The organism is Sedimenticola hydrogenitrophicus (genome assembly GCF_029017505.1).
Taxonomy (GTDB): Bacteria; Pseudomonadota; Gammaproteobacteria; order Chromatiales; family Chromatiaceae; genus Sedimenticola; species Sedimenticola hydrogenitrophicus_A.
On sequence record NZ_JAQGEI010000019.1, the window covers coordinates 1 to 16,106 of the forward strand.

Sequence of the window (16,106 nt, forward strand, 5' to 3'; positions counted from 1 at the left end):
CTTAATGGTGGCGGTATTCCTGGATTCCGGTCTGCGCCGGAATGACGAAAATCCTGTAATTCGCCTTAAGTAAGTTTCGCAGGGTGGATAAGCCGGTAGGCGCATCCACCATCGCCGCGGTGGATGCGCTGTCGCTTATCCACCCTACAAAAGTACTTCATCAAATTAAAGTAGTACCAGGCGAAACCCGAAGGCAATGACAGAGGAGCAGTCATGAACAAGAGATGGGTAGCACTTCCCCTGCTGGCATTGACGACCGGCGCGGTGATGGCCGCCGGCGGCGTCAGCGTGATCAGTGTCAATGGCGTCAATGGCGCCTGGATCGGCTACAGCGACGGCAGCGTGCGCTTCTGTACCGGGGGGGGCGGCACTGCCATTCCATACTGGCACAACTGCACCACCGTGGTCGAGGCGAACGGCTCTGCCGTGACCGACATCGGCAACAGCGACCAGCGTGCCTGGATCGGTCATGCCGATGGCCGTCTGCACTACTGCAAGGAGAGCGGTAGTGACCAGAATCCACTGACCGAGTGTGTCGATGTGAAACCCTGACCCGCGCCCGTCGCGGGAGCGTTCAGGCTCGATTCGAGCCGGCTTGTGGCGTTACCGGCGGTAACCGGGACGTGGACCGGGGTCCCGGCTCCGGTTCCGACTTTGGCCTCGGCAATTACCGGGCCAGGGCATGCCGGAGGGCTGTATCCATGCGTTGCACACTCTCATAGCCTTCGGCAATCGCCTCGCCGGCACGGTCAAACTCCAGCAGGCCGAGCTGGCCCAGCCGTGGCGACAGCAGGACATCGGGCGGGTCGCCCGCCATACGGCTTTTGGTGATGCGGTCCTGCATGATGTTTATCGAGCTGGCCATGACCTCGAAAAGTCCCGGTGCCGTCTCCCCGCTTCTTTTCTCGCGGGTCCATTTGGCCAATTTCGATTCGAGAATGCCGGAGTTGAGTTTCTTCAGCAGCTGATTGAACAGGTCCCGCTCTTGACCGCCGAAGAGCTGTTTCTGTTCCGCCCGGGTTTTCAGGTGGCGCCCGATAAGGTCGCTGTTGAGATTGGCCGCGATGATCACATCGGCACCCATCGCCCGACAGAGCGAGATCGGTACCGGATTGGTCAGGCCGCCGTCCACCAGCCAGCGGTTGTTCAGGTGAATGGGGGAGAAGAGGCCGGGCAACGCGATCGAGGCACGCACCGCGGAGGGTAGCGGGCCCTCCTGCAGCCATACCTCACGTCCGCTGGCCAGATCGGTGGCCACGGCGGCGAAGGGCAGGGGCAGTTCCTCGATATTGACATCCCTGAGCTTGTCCTCAAACGATGCCATCAGGCTGTCGCCTTCAATCAGTCCGCCGGTCATCTTTACATCCAGCAGTCGCACCACGTCCCAGAAGCTCAGTCCCTTGACCCACTGCTCCAGGGCGTCGAGATGGCCGCCGCAGTAGGCGGCGCCCACCAGTGCGCCAATTGAGCAACCGGCGACGATATCGGGCTTGATTCCCTGCTCCTCCAACGCTCGAATCACGCCGATGTGTGCCCAGCCACGGGCCGAACCACTGCCCAGGGCCAGGCCGATCTTTATGCTTTTCATGGCCTCTCTTCCCGATCACCGAACTCCCATACAGGCAAGATTACACGGAGGGTGTGGAATTGGGTACTGCCGTTGGCCGGCATCCGCTCGCTACTATTGGTCAGGCCCGCCGGGAGCATTACACGTTCGTCTGGAGGGGCTGGTGCCTTCTGCCGAGGGCGTCTGCCGCCAGGGATGGCGGCAGCGAGCCCCCCATGAGGAGTGGTACAGGGATGTACCGTTTACGGAGCCGAGGATGCAATGGATTAACGGCGTCCCTCGACAGAAGGTGCCAGCCCCGCCACCGCGAATTCAGAACAATTGTGTAATACTCCCAACCCCCCAGACTCCCGGTCCTCATTCCATCCGCATGCCGCCTTCTTAGACTTTTGTTGTATTGAGCAGCGCCTTGCAGCGGGCTTAATGTTCACCGGTCACGATATAACCATACAAAATATATGTTATTGGTCGTCGGAATCGGAGTGTTCTGGCCGTCGGCTGGCGGCGTTGATTGCGGCGAATTAATTTAACGGAGGAAGTGTGTTGCGAAAAATAACGCTGAATGTGAGCGGGTTACTGCCGGTACCCCTGGCCTTATTGCTGGCAGGCGCCGCTGTATCGGCAGAAGCGCAGGATGCTGATCTCCTGGGCGATATCACGGTCCAGGCGACGCGCGTGGACAAGTCACTCTACAAGGTGCCTGCTGCCGTCGGCTACGTGGACAAGGATGATATCCAGTTTGGCAGGCAGCAACTGGGACTAGACGAATCCCTGGTCAAGGTCCCGGGATTGTTCATGCAGAACCGCTATAACTTTGCGCAGGACCTGCGTATCTCCATTCGCGGTTTCGGTTCCAGATCGTCGTTCGGTATCCGCGGCATCAAACTCTACGTGGACGGGATTCCGGCCACCCTGCCCGATGGTCAGGGCGGGGTCGACAGTATCGACATCGGTTCCCTGGATCGTATCGAGGTGGTGCGCGGTCCCGCTTCCTCGCTCTACGGTACCGCTTCCGGCGGTGTTATCAACATGTATACCGAAGATGGTCCCGAGGATCAGCCGTTTATTGAGGCGCGCACCAGTTTTGGCTCGTACAATTTTCGCAAGCATCAGCTCAAGGCGGGAGGGCAGGCGGATCGGCTCAACTACCTGGTGAACCTCTCCAGGCTGGAACTGGATGGTTACCGGGATCACAGCGAGACCGAAAACGTGCTGCTGAACACCAAGTTTCGCTACGATATCGATCAGAGTTCCGATGTAACCCTTACCTTTAATGCGGTCGACTCGCCGGAGGCGGATGATCCCGGCGGGCTGCGCCGGACCGGCAATGCCTTCAATGTGGATCTCTCCACCCCCAGTGCGGCGCAGCGCAACAATCTGCGCTTCGATGCCGGGGAGTCGGTCAAGCAACAGCAACTGGGTCTGCTCTACAACAAGTCGATCGGTGCCCAGCACCAGTTCACGCTTCGCAACTACTACGTGTTTCGTGATTTCGATGCCAAGCTTCCGTTCGGCTATTTTGGCGGACCACTGGTGCCTTCGGGGGGTATTGTTGACCTGCAACGCTTTTTCGTCGGTGGCGGCGGTCAGTACAGCTATACGGGCGCGCTCTCCGGGATGAAAAACCGCTTTAGCGTGGGGCTGGATATCGATAACCAGATGGATGAGCGGGTTAACTACACCAATATTATCGACAGCAATGTGATCGGGCCCAAGTCGCTGGACCAGGACGAGGATGTCTTTAGTTGGGGGCTCTACATGCAGAATGAACTGGCCCTCAGTGACTCGTTGGAACTGACCCTGGGGGCTCGCTATGACGAGGTGGAGTTTGACTTCAGCGACCGCTATTTTGTGGATGGTAGCGATGATTCGGGAAACATCACATTCAGTGAAATAAGCCCGCGAGTCGGCCTGTTGTGGAGTCTCAACAACGCGCTCAATGTCTATGGCAATCTGGGTACCTCGTTCGAGACGCCCAGCAGCCGTGAATTTGCCAATCCCACCGCCGCAGGTGGATTCAATCCGGCTCTGAAGGCACAGACCGCAGTCAACTACGAGCTTGGTATCAAGGGTGCGCTCACTCCCAGAAGTGACTACGAACTGGCGCTGTTTCGCATCGAGACCGACAACGAATTGATCCTGGCGGGGCAGAATCCGGCCGGATCGGATTACTATACCAACGCCGGTGAGACTCTGCGCCATGGCCTGGAGGCCAGTGTCAACCTGCAGCCAATGCCGGGGGTGAATTTGTCACTCGCCTATACCTACTCAGACTTTGAATTCAGCCGTTTCACGGACGGTAGCGGTACCTCTTTCAAGGGCAACAGGATTCCGGGTATCCCCGAGCACACCGCCTTTGCCGAGCTGGCCTATTATGCCCCTTCCGGTTTTTATGCCATCTGGGATACCCAGTATGTGGACAAGGTGTTTGTGGATAACGCCAATTCCGACAGCGCCAGCAGCTACGGCGTCTCGAATCTGCGCCTTGGGTATAGCCGGTATTACGGCGAAACCGAGGTCACCACATTCCTGGGGATCAACAACATTTTTGACAAGCAGTATATCGGCAGTGTACGGGTGAACGAGGCAAATAGCCGTTACTTTGAGCCGGCACCCGAGCGGAATCTGTTTGCGGGTATCGCTGTGCGGTTTAATTAGGGTCCTTAGCACATGATCTTCGGCTCCCGAGCCACCACGGCAGGCGCGGGAGCAACATCATGTATCGCCTGTCGGGCCTGCGCGGAGATCTGAAGCCCGCCCGCCCGGTTGTTGCCTCTGTATGATAGCGGTCCCGCTGAACCACCGATCATTGCTGCTGGTATCGATATCCCGCGCGTGGTCAGGAGTCGAAGGGAGACGATGTTAGCGATATCCAACAGCCTGTTTGCGGCATCGGTACTGCATCTCCTGCTGTTGCTATCGACCCTCGATCTAAACCTGTTCGAGCAACAAGGCACAGGCAGCGTGGCACACCCTGTGCGGGTCACGCTGGTTCCGCAGCGGCAGCAGAGTGCGGCATCCGGCATACCGCCAGCCGTGAACCCGGAAGCGGCAACGACCTTGCGCAGGATAAGGACCGAAACAGCGTCTCCGGTAGAGCCGGAACCGAAACTGGAACCAAAACCGGAGCCAAAACCGGAGCCAAAACCGGAGCCAAAACCGGAGCCAAAACCGGAGCCGAAACCGGAGCCGAAACCGGAGCCGAAACCGGAGCCGAAACCGGAGCCGAAACCGGAGCCGAAACCGGAGCCGAAACCGGAGCCAAAACCGGAGCCCGAACCCGAACCCGAACCCGAACCCAAACCGGACAGGGTGGCGAAGCCTGCATCCGGTTCGGCGCCTTCCACACCCGGAACGTACAGGCCAGAGAAGCGGCAACGGGTTCAGCCAGCGCAGCCGGATGCCAGGATTGAGACCGGACAGCGTGGTTCTGAACCCAGTCCACCTGCGGTGCAGAAGCCGCGCGGCGTCTCGGCAGACCGGTTGGCCAACATTACCGAGACGTACAAGCGTGCGCTGCTACTGGCGCTCGAGGCCAACAAACGGTATCCGCGTGGCGCACAAAGACGCGGTGTTGAAGGCCAGGTGGAGGTGGCTTTTGTTGTGCTTCAGGACGGTACTCTGCAACAACTTGCCATTCTGCGCGGTTCAGGGAGTCGACATCTGGACCGGGCGGCCTTGCAGACACTCAAACGATTGCACCGTTTCAGGCCTATTCCGGATGAACTTTCCAGGCGTGAATGGCCGATGCGGGTGATCCTGCGCTTCGCTCTTCAGTAATCGATGGGTGTTTGCGGGTGGGATCAGTCAAGTAGGGCACGCTTTTTGTGCCCACGCGGATGAAACGGCACAGAATTCACCCCCGTCGCCTGGATGGCGTCGTTACCTCTGATCTTCCACTGACAGATAAACCAGTGTCTGATTCAACAGTTGGTAGGCAATTTCACCAAATGTGAAGGGGCCGGTGATGTTGGCGGTTCGTTTCCCCTCCAGGTCCATATAAAGATAGTTGAGTATGCAGTTGCAGGAGAACACCCAACTGCCGCCCGCGTTGGGTGTGACCGCCGTGAATTCGTCAATATAGTCAACCACTGGTGCGGCCAGCTTGTAATCCACGCCACTGAACACCGGGGCGTAAAAATCCACCGTGCCCCGCTCGCTGTCCGAACCCTTGATGCTCACATTGACCATGGCGCCGCTGTAATCCGCGACCAGCGGCAGGCGCGTATCGATCTCTTGTTGCCGCAGGAAATCGGCGAAGTTGCCCGGTGCGCCATCAATCAGACAGTCCCCCGCGGTGAAACCGGAATCAGCAAAGCGGAAGGTGTGTCCCTCACCCTGTTGAAAGAGGTTGACGATATCCAGTTGGGCCATTTTTGTTTCCGGGAGGCCGACGTGCATCGCCACCGCCCGGTTGTCCCAGGGCTCACCATCCAGGCCGTTGATCACCTTTGGGGTGGCTGATCCAGCGTCATCCAGGTGATGCCCGGATACCCAGCCGATAATCGGTTTTAAGAATATATCCTCATAGTCCGGCGCATTTTTTGCGTAGCACGAAAGTATGTCACTGCCGCCGGGAAGGATAATGAGTGAGAAGCCGTTATCCGGTGCCTCGTTCACCAGTGCCGGCAAATTGTGTGTGCTGTAACTTCTGATATCGATCCTGCTCCCGATGCCGGAGAGATCATTGATATACAGCTTGTCGCGGCTCACCGTCCCGCCGCGCTGATCCATAAAGTAGGGTATGGTTCCACCAATCCAGTTACCCCGGGGCAACTGTTTCAGCAGGGACTCATCTCCGGCGATGGCAAGTGCATGATCCTGGTCGATTAATTCGACCGCCTGTTGCAGTGAGACGAGTCCCTGAAATCCTGTTGCGGAGTGCATCATCAATTATTTCCCGATGGACTGTATTTAGTTGTTTATAACGGTAGTATCTGTCGCAGCTCATGCTGCAGCGACCGTTCATGCCGGATAAAGTACTTGCGCAGTTCGCTCTTGCGCAGGGTTCTGAGTTCATCCGAATCAGCGTTGATGTATTGATTGCGCACCCGGCTGATCAGCAGTTTCAAGCCTAACTGGCGTATGTCGACTTCCGTCTCATTGCTGATGACTTTGTGCCATATGGGGTCTTCGGCGGGGGGGATGTCGGTCGATGGTTCGGCCGAGGGTTTGGCTGATATGTCGCTACCTTTCGTTACCTGAAGGCCAGCGACCGGCGCGTCCGCGCGGGGAGTGCCGATGTCCAGGGAGTGTTTTAACCGCCAGACATCCTGTAAGTCGACGTTAAGCAGGCTGCACACCACGCTATAGCTCATCCGTTCGCCGAGCATTTCCAGGACCCGCTTGGTGAGCGCGTGGGTAAAAGGCATGCCTTTCTGGCCCATCCAGGGGTAGGCGGCGTCCGGGATGCGGTTTTCCCCGATCGCGGCATGGATGTAGGTCCTGAATCGCCCCAGCCCCAGGTGCTGCCACACCTCTTCACTGCCGGAGGTTTTGGGGATCAGGGGCTGTTTAAACCAGCTTCCCTTTTCCCGCTGCGCAATCCAGATATCCACGCGCTGCTGATTAATATACTGCTTGGTCTTGGTGATATGCCACGGCGACGCTATTCCCAATATGCGTTCATAGAACTCCATATCAAGCATGATTCCTCCATGTATTTATGATTGTCATCTCATGTTCCGGGAATGCATAAATGCCAATCCCGGCTCCATCGACCGGGAGGGCTGCTCTCGCCCCGATACCCGAATAAACCACCTAATTTCGATCATGGTAACGCCAGGGCAGCGTGCGGCCATTCAACTTTAGATGGAGACCCTATCCGGATCCCGCTCAGTACGGCTTTGTTTGCCCCAGCACCCAGTCCCTGAACAGCACCACCTTGGGATCGTCGCAGCGGCTGTCGGGGTAGACCAGGAAGTAACCGTTGCTGCCGGTGGCACTGATATCCAGGGGGATCACGATGCGACCGCTGGCCAGCTCCTGCTGGATCAGGTGGCGGCTGACGATGCCGTAGCCCAGCCCCGCCTCAACCGCATCCAGCATCAGCGGCGAGCTCTGGAAACCGATCCCCTTGGCCAGATCAAAGGGTTCGATACCGGCGGCGGCAAACCACTCCTGCCAGTCGGTCTCCTTGGGCCTGACATGCAGCAGCGGCAACCGCTTGAGATCCGCCGCCGATTGCGGTCCCCGGTCGCCCTCCAGCAGTTTCGGGCTGCACACCAGCACCAGCTCCTCCCGGAGCAGCAGGTGGCTCTTCAGGCCCGGCCACTGCCCCTTGCCGTAACGCACCGCCAGATCCACGTCGGAGCGGGTGAAATCCACCAGTCGCATGGAGGTGGTGATCTCGATCTCCACCCCGGCGTGGCTGCTGTAGAAGTCATACAGGCGGGGGATCAGCCAGCCGCCGGCAATGGCCGGGGCGACGTTGATGCGGATCACCTCATCCTGCCGGCTCATCAGGCGGCGGGTCGCCTCGCTGATCTGCTCCAGGCTCATGCGGATGGCCGGCAGGTAGGACACGGCCTCCGGTGTCAGCTCCACCTGGCGGGTCTTGCGCAGGAACAGCCGGGTGCCCAGGTACTCCTCCAGGCTCTTGATCTGGTGGCTGACCGCCGAGGCGGTGACGTGCAGTTCGGCCGCCGCCTGGCTGAAGCTGAGGTGGCGGGCAGCGCATTCGAAGGTGCGGATGGCGTTCAGTGGTGGCATCAACATGGTATTCATATAGATTAGAAAAATTCATCAATAAATGAAAATTGATCGTTTGTCCAGTGCTTTACGCCTGAATATAGTTCAATTCAAGCAGGATTCGCAGGCGCTGCCTCGAATCGGTGTTGAACTGTTTTTTATCATTCAGGAGGTTGTCATGGACCAGCGTCAGCAACAGCGCAGGACGGTGAACCACGAGGCGGAGGGCACCCGCATCCGCCGGGCTCTGGACGGCAGTATCGATATGTGTTTCTACCGGCGGCGTGCCCACTGCCTGCGCTCCAGGGCCGCCTGGGATATCATCAGCCACATGAGCCGGGTGCTGCCGTTTTTCCGCCATGATGACGCGTCGCCGCGCCCCGGCCGGACAGACTGCACTATGCTTTAATTCTGCACAGGGATTCTGCAGGGGATTTCGCACAGGCACCAAGCGGGGGGAGTATGGGCTGGAAAACCGATTATCGTTCGTTCTATTACCAGGGCGCGCCGGAACCCGAGGATCTGTGCCTCCCCCCCGGGGAGACGGCGCTGCTCACGATCGATATCCAGAATATCTACCTGCAGCTGGCGGACGACCCCGCCGAGCGGGCGCGCTGGGCGCCGTTCCAGCAGCGCATGCGGGAGATCGTCATCCCCACCGTACAGGGGTTGCAGGCCCGGTTCCGTGCCCGCGGCATGGATGTGCTGCATGCCCGTATCGCCTGCCTGCTGGAGGATGGCCGCGACCGCTCCCTGAGCCAGAAGAAACCGGGCTGGAACTACCTGCTGCTGCCCCGGGACCAGCCGAGTTCCCAGTTTGTCCCGGAACTGACCCCGCCGCCAGGCGAAGTGGTGGTCACCAAGACCACCGACAGCGCCCTGACCGGCACCAACTTGCGCCTGGTGCTGCACAATATGGGGATCAGGAACGTGGTGATGACCGGCATCTTCACCGATCAGTGCGTCTCCTCCACGGTGCGTAGCCTGGCCGACGAGAGCTTCAATGTGATCGTGGTTGAGGATGGCTGTGCCGCCGGCACCGAGGAACTGCACCGGCGCGAGCTGGAGATCATCAACATGATCTATTGTCAGGTGCTCTCCAGCCGTGAGCTGGTGGCGATCATGGAGCTTTGAACCCTACCGCATCAGCCAATGGGAAACCGCCCCCGGTGCTCTCCCTATGAGGACGGCGAGTCTCTCCTATACTTCTACAGGCACTAAGGGCCCGCGCAAGAATAAGTTCCTGTATTCGGTCGTCCCTGAACCCCGCTGGCGGCGTTACGCTTTTTGCCAAGGGAACGGCCATTGCCTGCAAAGCGTGCCTTGCCAGCGGGGCCCAGGAACGCCCTCGGTACTACGGAATTATTCTTGCGCGGGCCCTAAGGTGTGGCTATAGGTGGATCAGCACCGCCTCGTCCGACGAACTATCAGGGAGAGAAGCATGCCGCAACAGACAAATCAACAACTGGCGGAGGAGCTGATCAGCGCATTGGCGCTGCAGCATCAACCGCTGGCAATCAGTTTTACCCAGGAGCCGGTACCCGGCGTCGAACAGTTCGCCGAGGCCATGCCGGCACCCACCGAAGATGGCCGCAGCGGACGTGTCCCGGCCGGTTGCGTGTTCTGGATGAAGGCCGCCGAGCGCACCTTCAGCACGGTGGCGGAAGACCATGGCAACTGCAGCGTCGGCAGTGTCACCCACGGGTTCAAGACGCTCGAAGAGGTCGGTAACCTGTCCGATGTGGGTGCGCTGGTAGGGTCCGGCTGGGTGGCGCCGGAGATGTTCCCACAGATTCCGGTGGTGACCGAGCGTTTTCGTTATGTCACCTACGGGCCGTTAAAGGATTCACCGAGGCTGCCGGACGTGGTGTTCCTGCGCATCAATGCCAAGCAGGCCATGACCCTGTCGGATGCCATCCCGGGCCTGCGTTTCGAGGGCAAGCCGCAGTGTCATATCGTCGCCATTGCCAAGGAGCAGGAGATGGTGGCGGTAAGCGTCGGCTGCATGCTCAGCCGCGTCCGGACCGGTCTGCCGAACAGCGAAATGACCTGCGCCATACCGGGCAGCCGGCTGGCCGAGGTGACGCAGATGATCAAAACGACCGCAGTCATCGATGGCGCCGTGGCGAACTATGCCAGTGAGGATTCCAGGCGTTTTCGCGTGTGATGGTGTTCGATTGATGCGTTATTCATTTACCTCCCATTGGATCTGGCCTACCCTAGGCGTCTGTCGGAGTTAACGCTGATCTTCAGGGGGAAGGGGATGTTGGCAACGCTTTTCTGGTTTCTGCTGTTTCCGGTGGTGGCGGTTACACTGGCCTACCGGCGGGAAAGTCTCAAACGCTCCACGCTGGTCATGGGCGGCCTGCTGCTCGCCTATACCCTGCTCGGTAACGCGGGGGGCTTCTGGCTGTCGCTGCTCTGGCTGCTCTTCCTCGGTCTGCTACTGCTCAACTTCGAGGATTTTCGGCGCACTACGATCTCGCGTCGGCTGCTTGCCTTCTATCGGCAGATCCTGCCGCCCATGTCCGATACCGAGCGCGAGGCGCTGGAAGCGGGCACGGTCTGGTGGGAGGGGGACCTCTTCTCCGGCGCGCCGGATTGGGAGAAGCTGTATCAGATGCCGGCACCCCGCCTGACTCGTGAAGAGCAGGCGTTTCTCGACGGCCCCACCGAAACGCTCTGCCGGATGTTGGATGACTGGCAGATCACCCATGAATTGGCGGACATGCCGCCAGAGGTGTGGGCCTATATCAGGCAGGAGAAGTTCTTCGCCATGATCATACCGAAACGGTATGGCGGGTTGGAGTTCTCCGCCCTGGCCCAGTCCTGCGTACTGCGCAAGCTTGCCAGCCGCAGCCTGGTGGTCGCCTCCACGGTGGGGGTGCCCAACTCCCTGGGGCCTGGGGAGCTGCTGCTGCATTACGGCACCGAGGAACAGAAGGATCATTATCTGCCGCGCCTGGCGGCCGGTGACGAGATCCCCTGTTTCGCCCTCACCTCGCCTCGGGTCGGCTCGGACGCAACCGCCATCACCGATACCGGGGTGGTCTGCCGGGGCGAGTATGAGGGGCGGGAGATCATCGGTATCCGGCTCAACTGGGACAAGCGCTACATCACCCTGGCGCCGATCGCCACGGTGCTGGGGCTCGCCTTCAAGCTTTATGATCCGGACCACCTGATGGGGGACCGCGACGCCTACGGCATCACCGCCGGTCTGGTGCCGACCCGCCTGCCCGGCGTCACCATTGGCCGCCGCCACTTCCCGCTGAATATCCCGTTTCAGAACGGTCCCACCCAGGGCCGGGACGTGTTCGTGCCGCTGGACGCCATTATCGGTGGACCGGAACGGGCCGGGGAGGGCTGGAAGATGCTGGTGCAGCAGCTCTCGGTCGGCCGCGGCATCACCCTGCCTTCCAATGCCGTCGGCTGCGGCAAGGCGGCGGTCTACGCCTCCGGCGCCTATGCCAGGATTCGCCGCCAGTTCGGCCTGCCGGTGGGCAAGTTTCACGGGGTCGGTGAGGTGCTGGCACGCATGGCCGGGCGCACCTATATCATGACCGCCGCGGCCGATGTCACCATCGGTGCCATCGATGCCGGGGAGAAGCCCGCGGTCCCCGCGGCCATTCTCAAATACCACAACACCGAAATGGGGCGTGCCATCGCCAACGATGCCATGGACGTACAGGGCGGCAAGGGGATCATGCTCGGTCCGAAGAACTACCTGGGGCGCAATTACCAGGGCATGCCCATCGCCATCACGGTGGAGGGGGCCAACATCCTCACCCGCGGCCTGATCATCTTCGGTCAGGGGGCGATCCGCTGCCATCCCTATGTGCTGAAGGAGATGGAGGCGGCCGGGGCCGAAGGCGAAGCGGGGCTGCGGGCGTTCGACCGGGCGCTATTCGGGCATCTCGGCTATGCCGTCGGCAATGCCGCCCGTTCCCTGGTGATGGCCCTGACCCAGGCGCGCTATGTGATGGCGCCAACGCGGGATGGGACACGCCGCTATTACCAGCACATCTCCCGGTACAGCGCCTCCTTCGCCCTGGCGGCGGATGTGGCGATGCTCACCCTGGGGGGAGCGCTGAAACGCAAGGAGCTGCTCTCGGCCCGGCTGGGGGATGTGCTGAGTGCCATCTATCTCGCCTCGATGGTGCTGAAGCATCATGTCAATCAGGGCAGCCCGGAGGAGGATTTACCGATTGTCGAGTGGGCCTGCCGCTCGCTGCTCTATGACGCCCAGGAACAGCTGCACGGGCTATTGCGCAATCTGCCCAACCGCTGGGCGAGCGCGCTGTTGCGCCTGTTCGTCTTTCCCCGGGGCCGTAGCTACTCCGCACCGTCGGACGAGCTGGGACTGCAGATTGCCGAGCTGATCATGAGGCCCTGCGACAGCCGCGAGCGGCTCTGCGAGGGTATCTATCAGGCCGTCGAGCCCAATAATCCGTTGGGCCTGCTGCAGGAGGCGCTGGAACTGACCGAGTCGGTCAAGCCTCTGGAGCGCAAGGTGTTTAATGCCCGCCGGGACGGACTTTTTGAGTCCGAGGACACCCCCTCGCAGATCAATGAGGCGGAGCGCAAGGGTATCCTAACCGCTGACGAAGCCGCGCAACTGAGAAGTTTCGATGCCAAGGTGATGGCGCTGATCGATGTGGATGATTTCGCCGCTGCCGAGCTGGCTGTCCGCAAAACCGCTGCAACGCCCGGGGCCGCCCGGGCCCCGGTGAAAAAACCGCAGGCGAAAAAGAAGGCCGGCAAGAAAAAAGCCAGCAAGAAGAGAGTGGTGAAAAAGCCGGTTGTCGCAAAGCGTGCCACCGAACCGGTGGAAAAACAGGGCGACTGAGGACCCGCGGGGCGGCATCGTCGGAGGCAATGCGCCCGGTGTCCCGCTGAAAAAGCGCTAAACTGTACATTCATCAAACCCATATTCATGCCGCCCCACGGTTACTGTTTGGTGGAGAAGGGAAGCAGCAATCGATGACTAACCTGAAGCGATTGTCGGTAATTATTCTGCTGGGACTGGTGTCGGCGGGATGTTCTTCTCCCAGGGACTGGCGGACCGCCAGCCGGGAACCGGCAGGCATCGCCCCCGCACCCGCGGTGACCCCTGAAGCCGTCCTGCAGGTCTACGGCGCCGATGCCTGGGGCTGGCGCGGCTGGTTTGCCATTCATACCTGGATCGCCGCCAAACGGACGGGCGCTGACACCTATACGGTGTACGACGTGGTCGGTTGGCGGGGCCGCAGCGGTCAGCCGGTGATGCGGATCGCCCGGGATGTCCCGGACCGCTACTGGTATGGAGAGCGTCCCCGCATCATCAAGGAGCACCGGGGGAAGGACGTCGACCGGCTGATCGATGCGGTGGAAAAGGCGGCCCGTGACTACCCCTGGAAAACCACCTACCAGGCCTTTCCGGGACCCAACAGCAACACCTTCACCGCCTGGATCGCCAAGCGGGTGCCGGAGCTTGGCCTGAACCTCCCGTTGTCCGCGATCGGCAAAAGTTACGTCGACTAGGCGCAGTTTGCCTGCCTGTCCTCCAAGTGCTGCATGAGCAAGGCGAAGCGGTCCCCGCTGTTTATCAACGATAGCGATTATAAATAGAAAAAAACGATAAATAAATAATAAAAAATCAATTAGATAAACTAAATTTCATCATCTATCCTTTCTACACGTACTGAGGTAAGTGTGCGAATAACAGAACTTAGACGAGGAGAGAGTTATGGAACTGAAAGGTAGTAAGACCGAGCAAAATCTGAAGGATGCATTTGCCGGTGAGTCGCAGGCCAATCGTCGCTACCTCTACTTCGCCTCCAAGGCGGATGTTGAAGGATACAACGATATCTCCGCACTTTTCCGCTCTACCGCCGAAGGTGAAACCGGACACGCCCACGGTCATCTGGAGTATCTGGAGAGCTGTGGCGATCCCGCTACCGGCATGCCGATTGGCGGCACCGCGGACAACCTGAAGAGTGCGGTCGTCGGTGAAACCCATGAGTACACGGATATGTACCCGGGCATGGCCAAAACCGCGCGTGATGAGGGCTTTGATGAGGTTGCTGACTGGTTCGAGACCCTGGCCAAGGCGGAACGCTCGCATGCCAACCGTTACCAGCGTGCGCTGGATGAGATGGACTGATCTCTCATTCGGAACAGGACCGGGATGGGTCCAGTCCCGGTCCTCCTGCACCACCCCAGTTTTGATCTCAGCCCGTAGGTTGGGGTGAGCGGAGCGAACCCCAACGGACGATGGTTGCGTTCAACACCACATGTTGGGGTTCGCAGGCTCACCCCAACCTACGGCTTGGCCATCAAGCTTGGTAGGGTGGGCACGCTTTTTGTGCCCACGCGGAAGGTACGGCACGGGGCAAAAAGGTGGGCACAGACTACGTGCCGACCCGACGCGATTGCCTGATAAATGTTTTTATGGACTGGATGCAGATTGGACTTGCATTGGAACAGAGTATCTACGGGCTAACACCGTTATCAGGATTCCAGGAGGCGGACAACATGGCAGTAAAAGAGGGTAATCTGGAGGCACCGACACGCCACCCGATCGATTGGAAGAATCCCGATTTTTATAATGAATCCTCGCTCATGGCCGAGTTGGAACGGGTTTATGAAATCTGCCATGGCTGCCGTCGTTGTGTCAGCCTCTGTAACGCCTTCCCCACGCTGTTTGACCTGGTCGACGAGTCCCCGACCTACGAAGTGGACGGGGTGAAAAAGGAGGATTACTGGGGTGTGGTGGATCACTGTTACCTGTGTGATCTCTGCTTCATGACCAAGTGTCCCTACACGCCACCCCACGAGTGGAACGTGGACTTCCCGCACCTGATGCTGCGCGCCAAGGCGGTGAAGTACAAAAAGGGCGAGATGAAGCTGCGGGACAGGATCCTCACCAGCACCGACGCGGTCGGCTCGATCGCCGGCATCCCGGTGGTGGTGGATGTGGTTAACGCGGCCAACAAGGCGAAACCGACCCGCAAGCTGCTGGAGTCGGTGCTCGGGGTGCATGCGGATGCCCGCCTGCCGGAGTTCCACTCCCGGACCATGCGCAAGCGCCTGAGCCGGAACGTGGGCGCTTCCGCCGACGCCGGGCCGGCCGGCCCCACCCAGGGCAAGGTCGCGCTGTTCGCCACCTGTTACGGCAATCGCAACGAACCGATTATCGGTGAGGATCTGGTGGCGGTCTTCGAGCACAACGGGATCCCGGTGACGCTGGCGCGAAAGGAGCAGTGCTGCGGTATGCCGAAGCTTGAGCTGGGTCATCTGGAGGCGGTGGAGAAGGCGATGCAGGCCAATATTCCGGTACTGGCCAAGCTGGTGGATGAGGGCTGGGATATTGTCGCCCCGGTTCCCTCCTGCACCCTGATGTTCAAACAGGAGCTGCCGTTGCTGTTTCCCGACAATCCCGCTGTGAAGAAGGTCAGTCAGGCGATCTTTGACCCGTTCGAATACCTGTTCCTGCGCCACAAGCACGGCAAGCTGAAGACCGATTTCAGCCGGCCGCTGGGCAAGGTGGCTTATCACGCAGCCTGCCATCAGCGGGTGCAGAACATCGGTGCGAAAACCCGGGATGTGCTGGCGCTTGTTCCCGATACCACGGTCGAGGTGATCGAGCGCTGCTCCGGTCATGACGGCACTTATGCGGTGAAGAAGGAGTGCCACGAGATCTCGATGAAGATCGTGCGTCCGGTGGTCAACCGGGTAAAACAGGCCAGCGCCGATCATTATGGCAGTGACTGCCCGATGGCGGGCCGGCACATCGAGCACGGCATGGGTGACGGCAGCCGCACCGAGCACCCCATGAGTCTGTTGAGAAAAGCCTACGGCATATAACTCC

At 59.9% G+C, this 16,106-nt stretch carries 14 protein-coding genes; 10 read left to right on the plus strand and 4 right to left on the minus strand.

The window, feature by feature from the left end; genetic code table 11:
- The first annotated feature begins 213 nt into the window (after positions 1-213).
- Positions 214-552 (plus strand): hypothetical protein, encoded by a 339-nt coding sequence (locus O9K64_RS12870; protein ID WP_275098488.1) that lies wholly within the window; start codon positions 214-216, stop codon positions 550-552.
- 115 nt (positions 553-667) lie between these two features.
- Here the strand turns inward: O9K64_RS12870 and rssA are convergent, their stop codons facing one another.
- Entirely contained in the window at positions 668-1,588 is a 921-nt protein-coding gene (rssA, locus tag O9K64_RS12875) for a patatin-like phospholipase RssA (protein ID WP_275098489.1), read from the minus strand.
- Positions 1,589-2,107: 519 nt separating this feature from the next.
- Here rssA and O9K64_RS12880 point away from each other — a divergent pair.
- The gene (locus O9K64_RS12880) at positions 2,108-4,225 is read left to right on the plus strand and encodes a TonB-dependent receptor family protein (protein WP_275098490.1); all 2,118 of its coding nucleotides are present in this window, start codon (positions 2,108-2,110) and stop codon (positions 4,223-4,225) included.
- A gap of 201 nt (positions 4,226-4,426) precedes the next feature.
- Positions 4,427-5,347 carry an energy transducer TonB gene (locus tag O9K64_RS12885; RefSeq protein ID WP_275098491.1) on the plus strand — a complete coding sequence of 307 codons (921 nt, stop codon included), beginning with the start codon at positions 4,427-4,429 and terminating at the stop codon, positions 5,345-5,347.
- Positions 5,348-5,449: 102 nt separating this feature from the next.
- On the opposite strand, the gene O9K64_RS12890 is transcribed toward O9K64_RS12885, so the two are convergent.
- The 3 genes from O9K64_RS12890 to gcvA all read right to left on the minus strand — a co-directional run bounded on the left by O9K64_RS12890 (position 5,450) and on the right by gcvA (position 8,293).
- Entirely contained in the window at positions 5,450-6,457 is a 1,008-nt protein-coding gene (locus tag O9K64_RS12890; protein WP_275098492.1) for a DUF6976 family protein, read from the minus strand.
- Positions 6,458-6,489: 32 nt separating this feature from the next.
- A complete protein-coding gene (locus tag O9K64_RS12895; protein WP_275098493.1) occupies positions 6,490-7,215 on the minus strand; it encodes a hypothetical protein in 726 nt (241 codons plus the stop codon).
- Positions 7,216-7,402: 187 nt separating this feature from the next.
- A complete protein-coding gene (gcvA, locus tag O9K64_RS12900) occupies positions 7,403-8,293 on the minus strand; it encodes a transcriptional regulator GcvA (protein WP_275098494.1) in 891 nt (296 codons plus the stop codon).
- A 142-nt stretch (positions 8,294-8,435) separates the two neighbouring features.
- Here gcvA and O9K64_RS12905 point away from each other — a divergent pair, with 142 nt between their 5' ends.
- From O9K64_RS12905 to O9K64_RS12935, 7 genes are all read left to right on the plus strand, one after another.
- Positions 8,436-8,666 carry a hypothetical protein gene (locus O9K64_RS12905; RefSeq protein WP_275098495.1) on the plus strand — a complete coding sequence of 77 codons (231 nt, stop codon included), beginning with the start codon at positions 8,436-8,438 and terminating at the stop codon, positions 8,664-8,666.
- A 53-nt stretch (positions 8,667-8,719) separates the two neighbouring features.
- The gene (locus tag O9K64_RS12910; protein WP_275098496.1) at positions 8,720-9,391 is read left to right on the plus strand and encodes a cysteine hydrolase family protein; all 672 of its coding nucleotides are present in this window, start codon (positions 8,720-8,722) and stop codon (positions 9,389-9,391) included.
- Between the two features lie 307 nt (positions 9,392-9,698).
- A complete protein-coding gene (locus O9K64_RS12915) occupies positions 9,699-10,424 on the plus strand; it encodes a DUF169 domain-containing protein (protein WP_275098497.1) in 726 nt (241 codons plus the stop codon).
- 96 nt (positions 10,425-10,520) lie between these two features.
- The gene (locus tag O9K64_RS12920; protein ID WP_275098498.1) at positions 10,521-13,103 is read left to right on the plus strand and encodes an acyl-CoA dehydrogenase; all 2,583 of its coding nucleotides are present in this window, start codon (positions 10,521-10,523) and stop codon (positions 13,101-13,103) included.
- A gap of 134 nt (positions 13,104-13,237) precedes the next feature.
- Positions 13,238-13,777, plus strand: a complete 540-nt coding sequence (locus O9K64_RS12925) for a DUF3750 domain-containing protein (protein ID WP_275098499.1) — start codon at positions 13,238-13,240, stop codon at positions 13,775-13,777.
- Positions 13,778-13,982: 205 nt separating this feature from the next.
- On the plus strand, positions 13,983-14,399 hold the full coding sequence (locus O9K64_RS12930; protein ID WP_275098500.1) for a rubrerythrin family protein: 417 nt from the start codon (positions 13,983-13,985) through the stop codon (positions 14,397-14,399).
- 371 nt (positions 14,400-14,770) lie between these two features.
- The gene (locus tag O9K64_RS12935) at positions 14,771-16,102 is read left to right on the plus strand and encodes a heterodisulfide reductase-related iron-sulfur binding cluster (protein WP_275098501.1); all 1,332 of its coding nucleotides are present in this window, start codon (positions 14,771-14,773) and stop codon (positions 16,100-16,102) included.
- Positions 16,103-16,106: the final 4 nt, after the last annotated feature.

Bases quoted from the DNA above. Each gene is read 5' to 3' on its own strand.
- O9K64_RS12870 (WP_275098488.1), top strand. From the start codon at position 214: ATGAACAAGAGATGGGTAGCACTTCCCCTGCTGGCATTGACGACCGGC.
- rssA (WP_275098489.1), bottom strand. From the start codon at position 1,588: ATGAAAAGCATAAAGATCGGCCTGGCCCTGGGCAGTGGTTCGGCCCGT.
- O9K64_RS12885 (WP_275098491.1), top strand. From the start codon at position 4,427: ATGTTAGCGATATCCAACAGCCTGTTTGCGGCATCGGTACTGCATCTC.
- O9K64_RS12890 (WP_275098492.1), bottom strand. From the start codon at position 6,457: ATGATGCACTCCGCAACAGGATTTCAGGGACTCGTCTCACTGCAACAG.
- O9K64_RS12895 (WP_275098493.1), bottom strand. From the start codon at position 7,215: ATGCTTGATATGGAGTTCTATGAACGCATATTGGGAATAGCGTCGCCG.
- gcvA (WP_275098494.1), bottom strand. From the start codon at position 8,293: ATGAATACCATGTTGATGCCACCACTGAACGCCATCCGCACCTTCGAA.
- O9K64_RS12905 (WP_275098495.1), top strand. From the start codon at position 8,436: ATGGACCAGCGTCAGCAACAGCGCAGGACGGTGAACCACGAGGCGGAG.
- O9K64_RS12910 (WP_275098496.1), top strand. From the start codon at position 8,720: ATGGGCTGGAAAACCGATTATCGTTCGTTCTATTACCAGGGCGCGCCG.
- O9K64_RS12915 (WP_275098497.1), top strand. From the start codon at position 9,699: ATGCCGCAACAGACAAATCAACAACTGGCGGAGGAGCTGATCAGCGCA.
- O9K64_RS12920 (WP_275098498.1), top strand. From the start codon at position 10,521: ATGTTGGCAACGCTTTTCTGGTTTCTGCTGTTTCCGGTGGTGGCGGTT.
- O9K64_RS12925 (WP_275098499.1), top strand. From the start codon at position 13,238: ATGACTAACCTGAAGCGATTGTCGGTAATTATTCTGCTGGGACTGGTG.
- O9K64_RS12930 (WP_275098500.1), top strand. From the start codon at position 13,983: ATGGAACTGAAAGGTAGTAAGACCGAGCAAAATCTGAAGGATGCATTT.
- O9K64_RS12935 (WP_275098501.1), top strand. From the start codon at position 14,771: ATGGCAGTAAAAGAGGGTAATCTGGAGGCACCGACACGCCACCCGATC.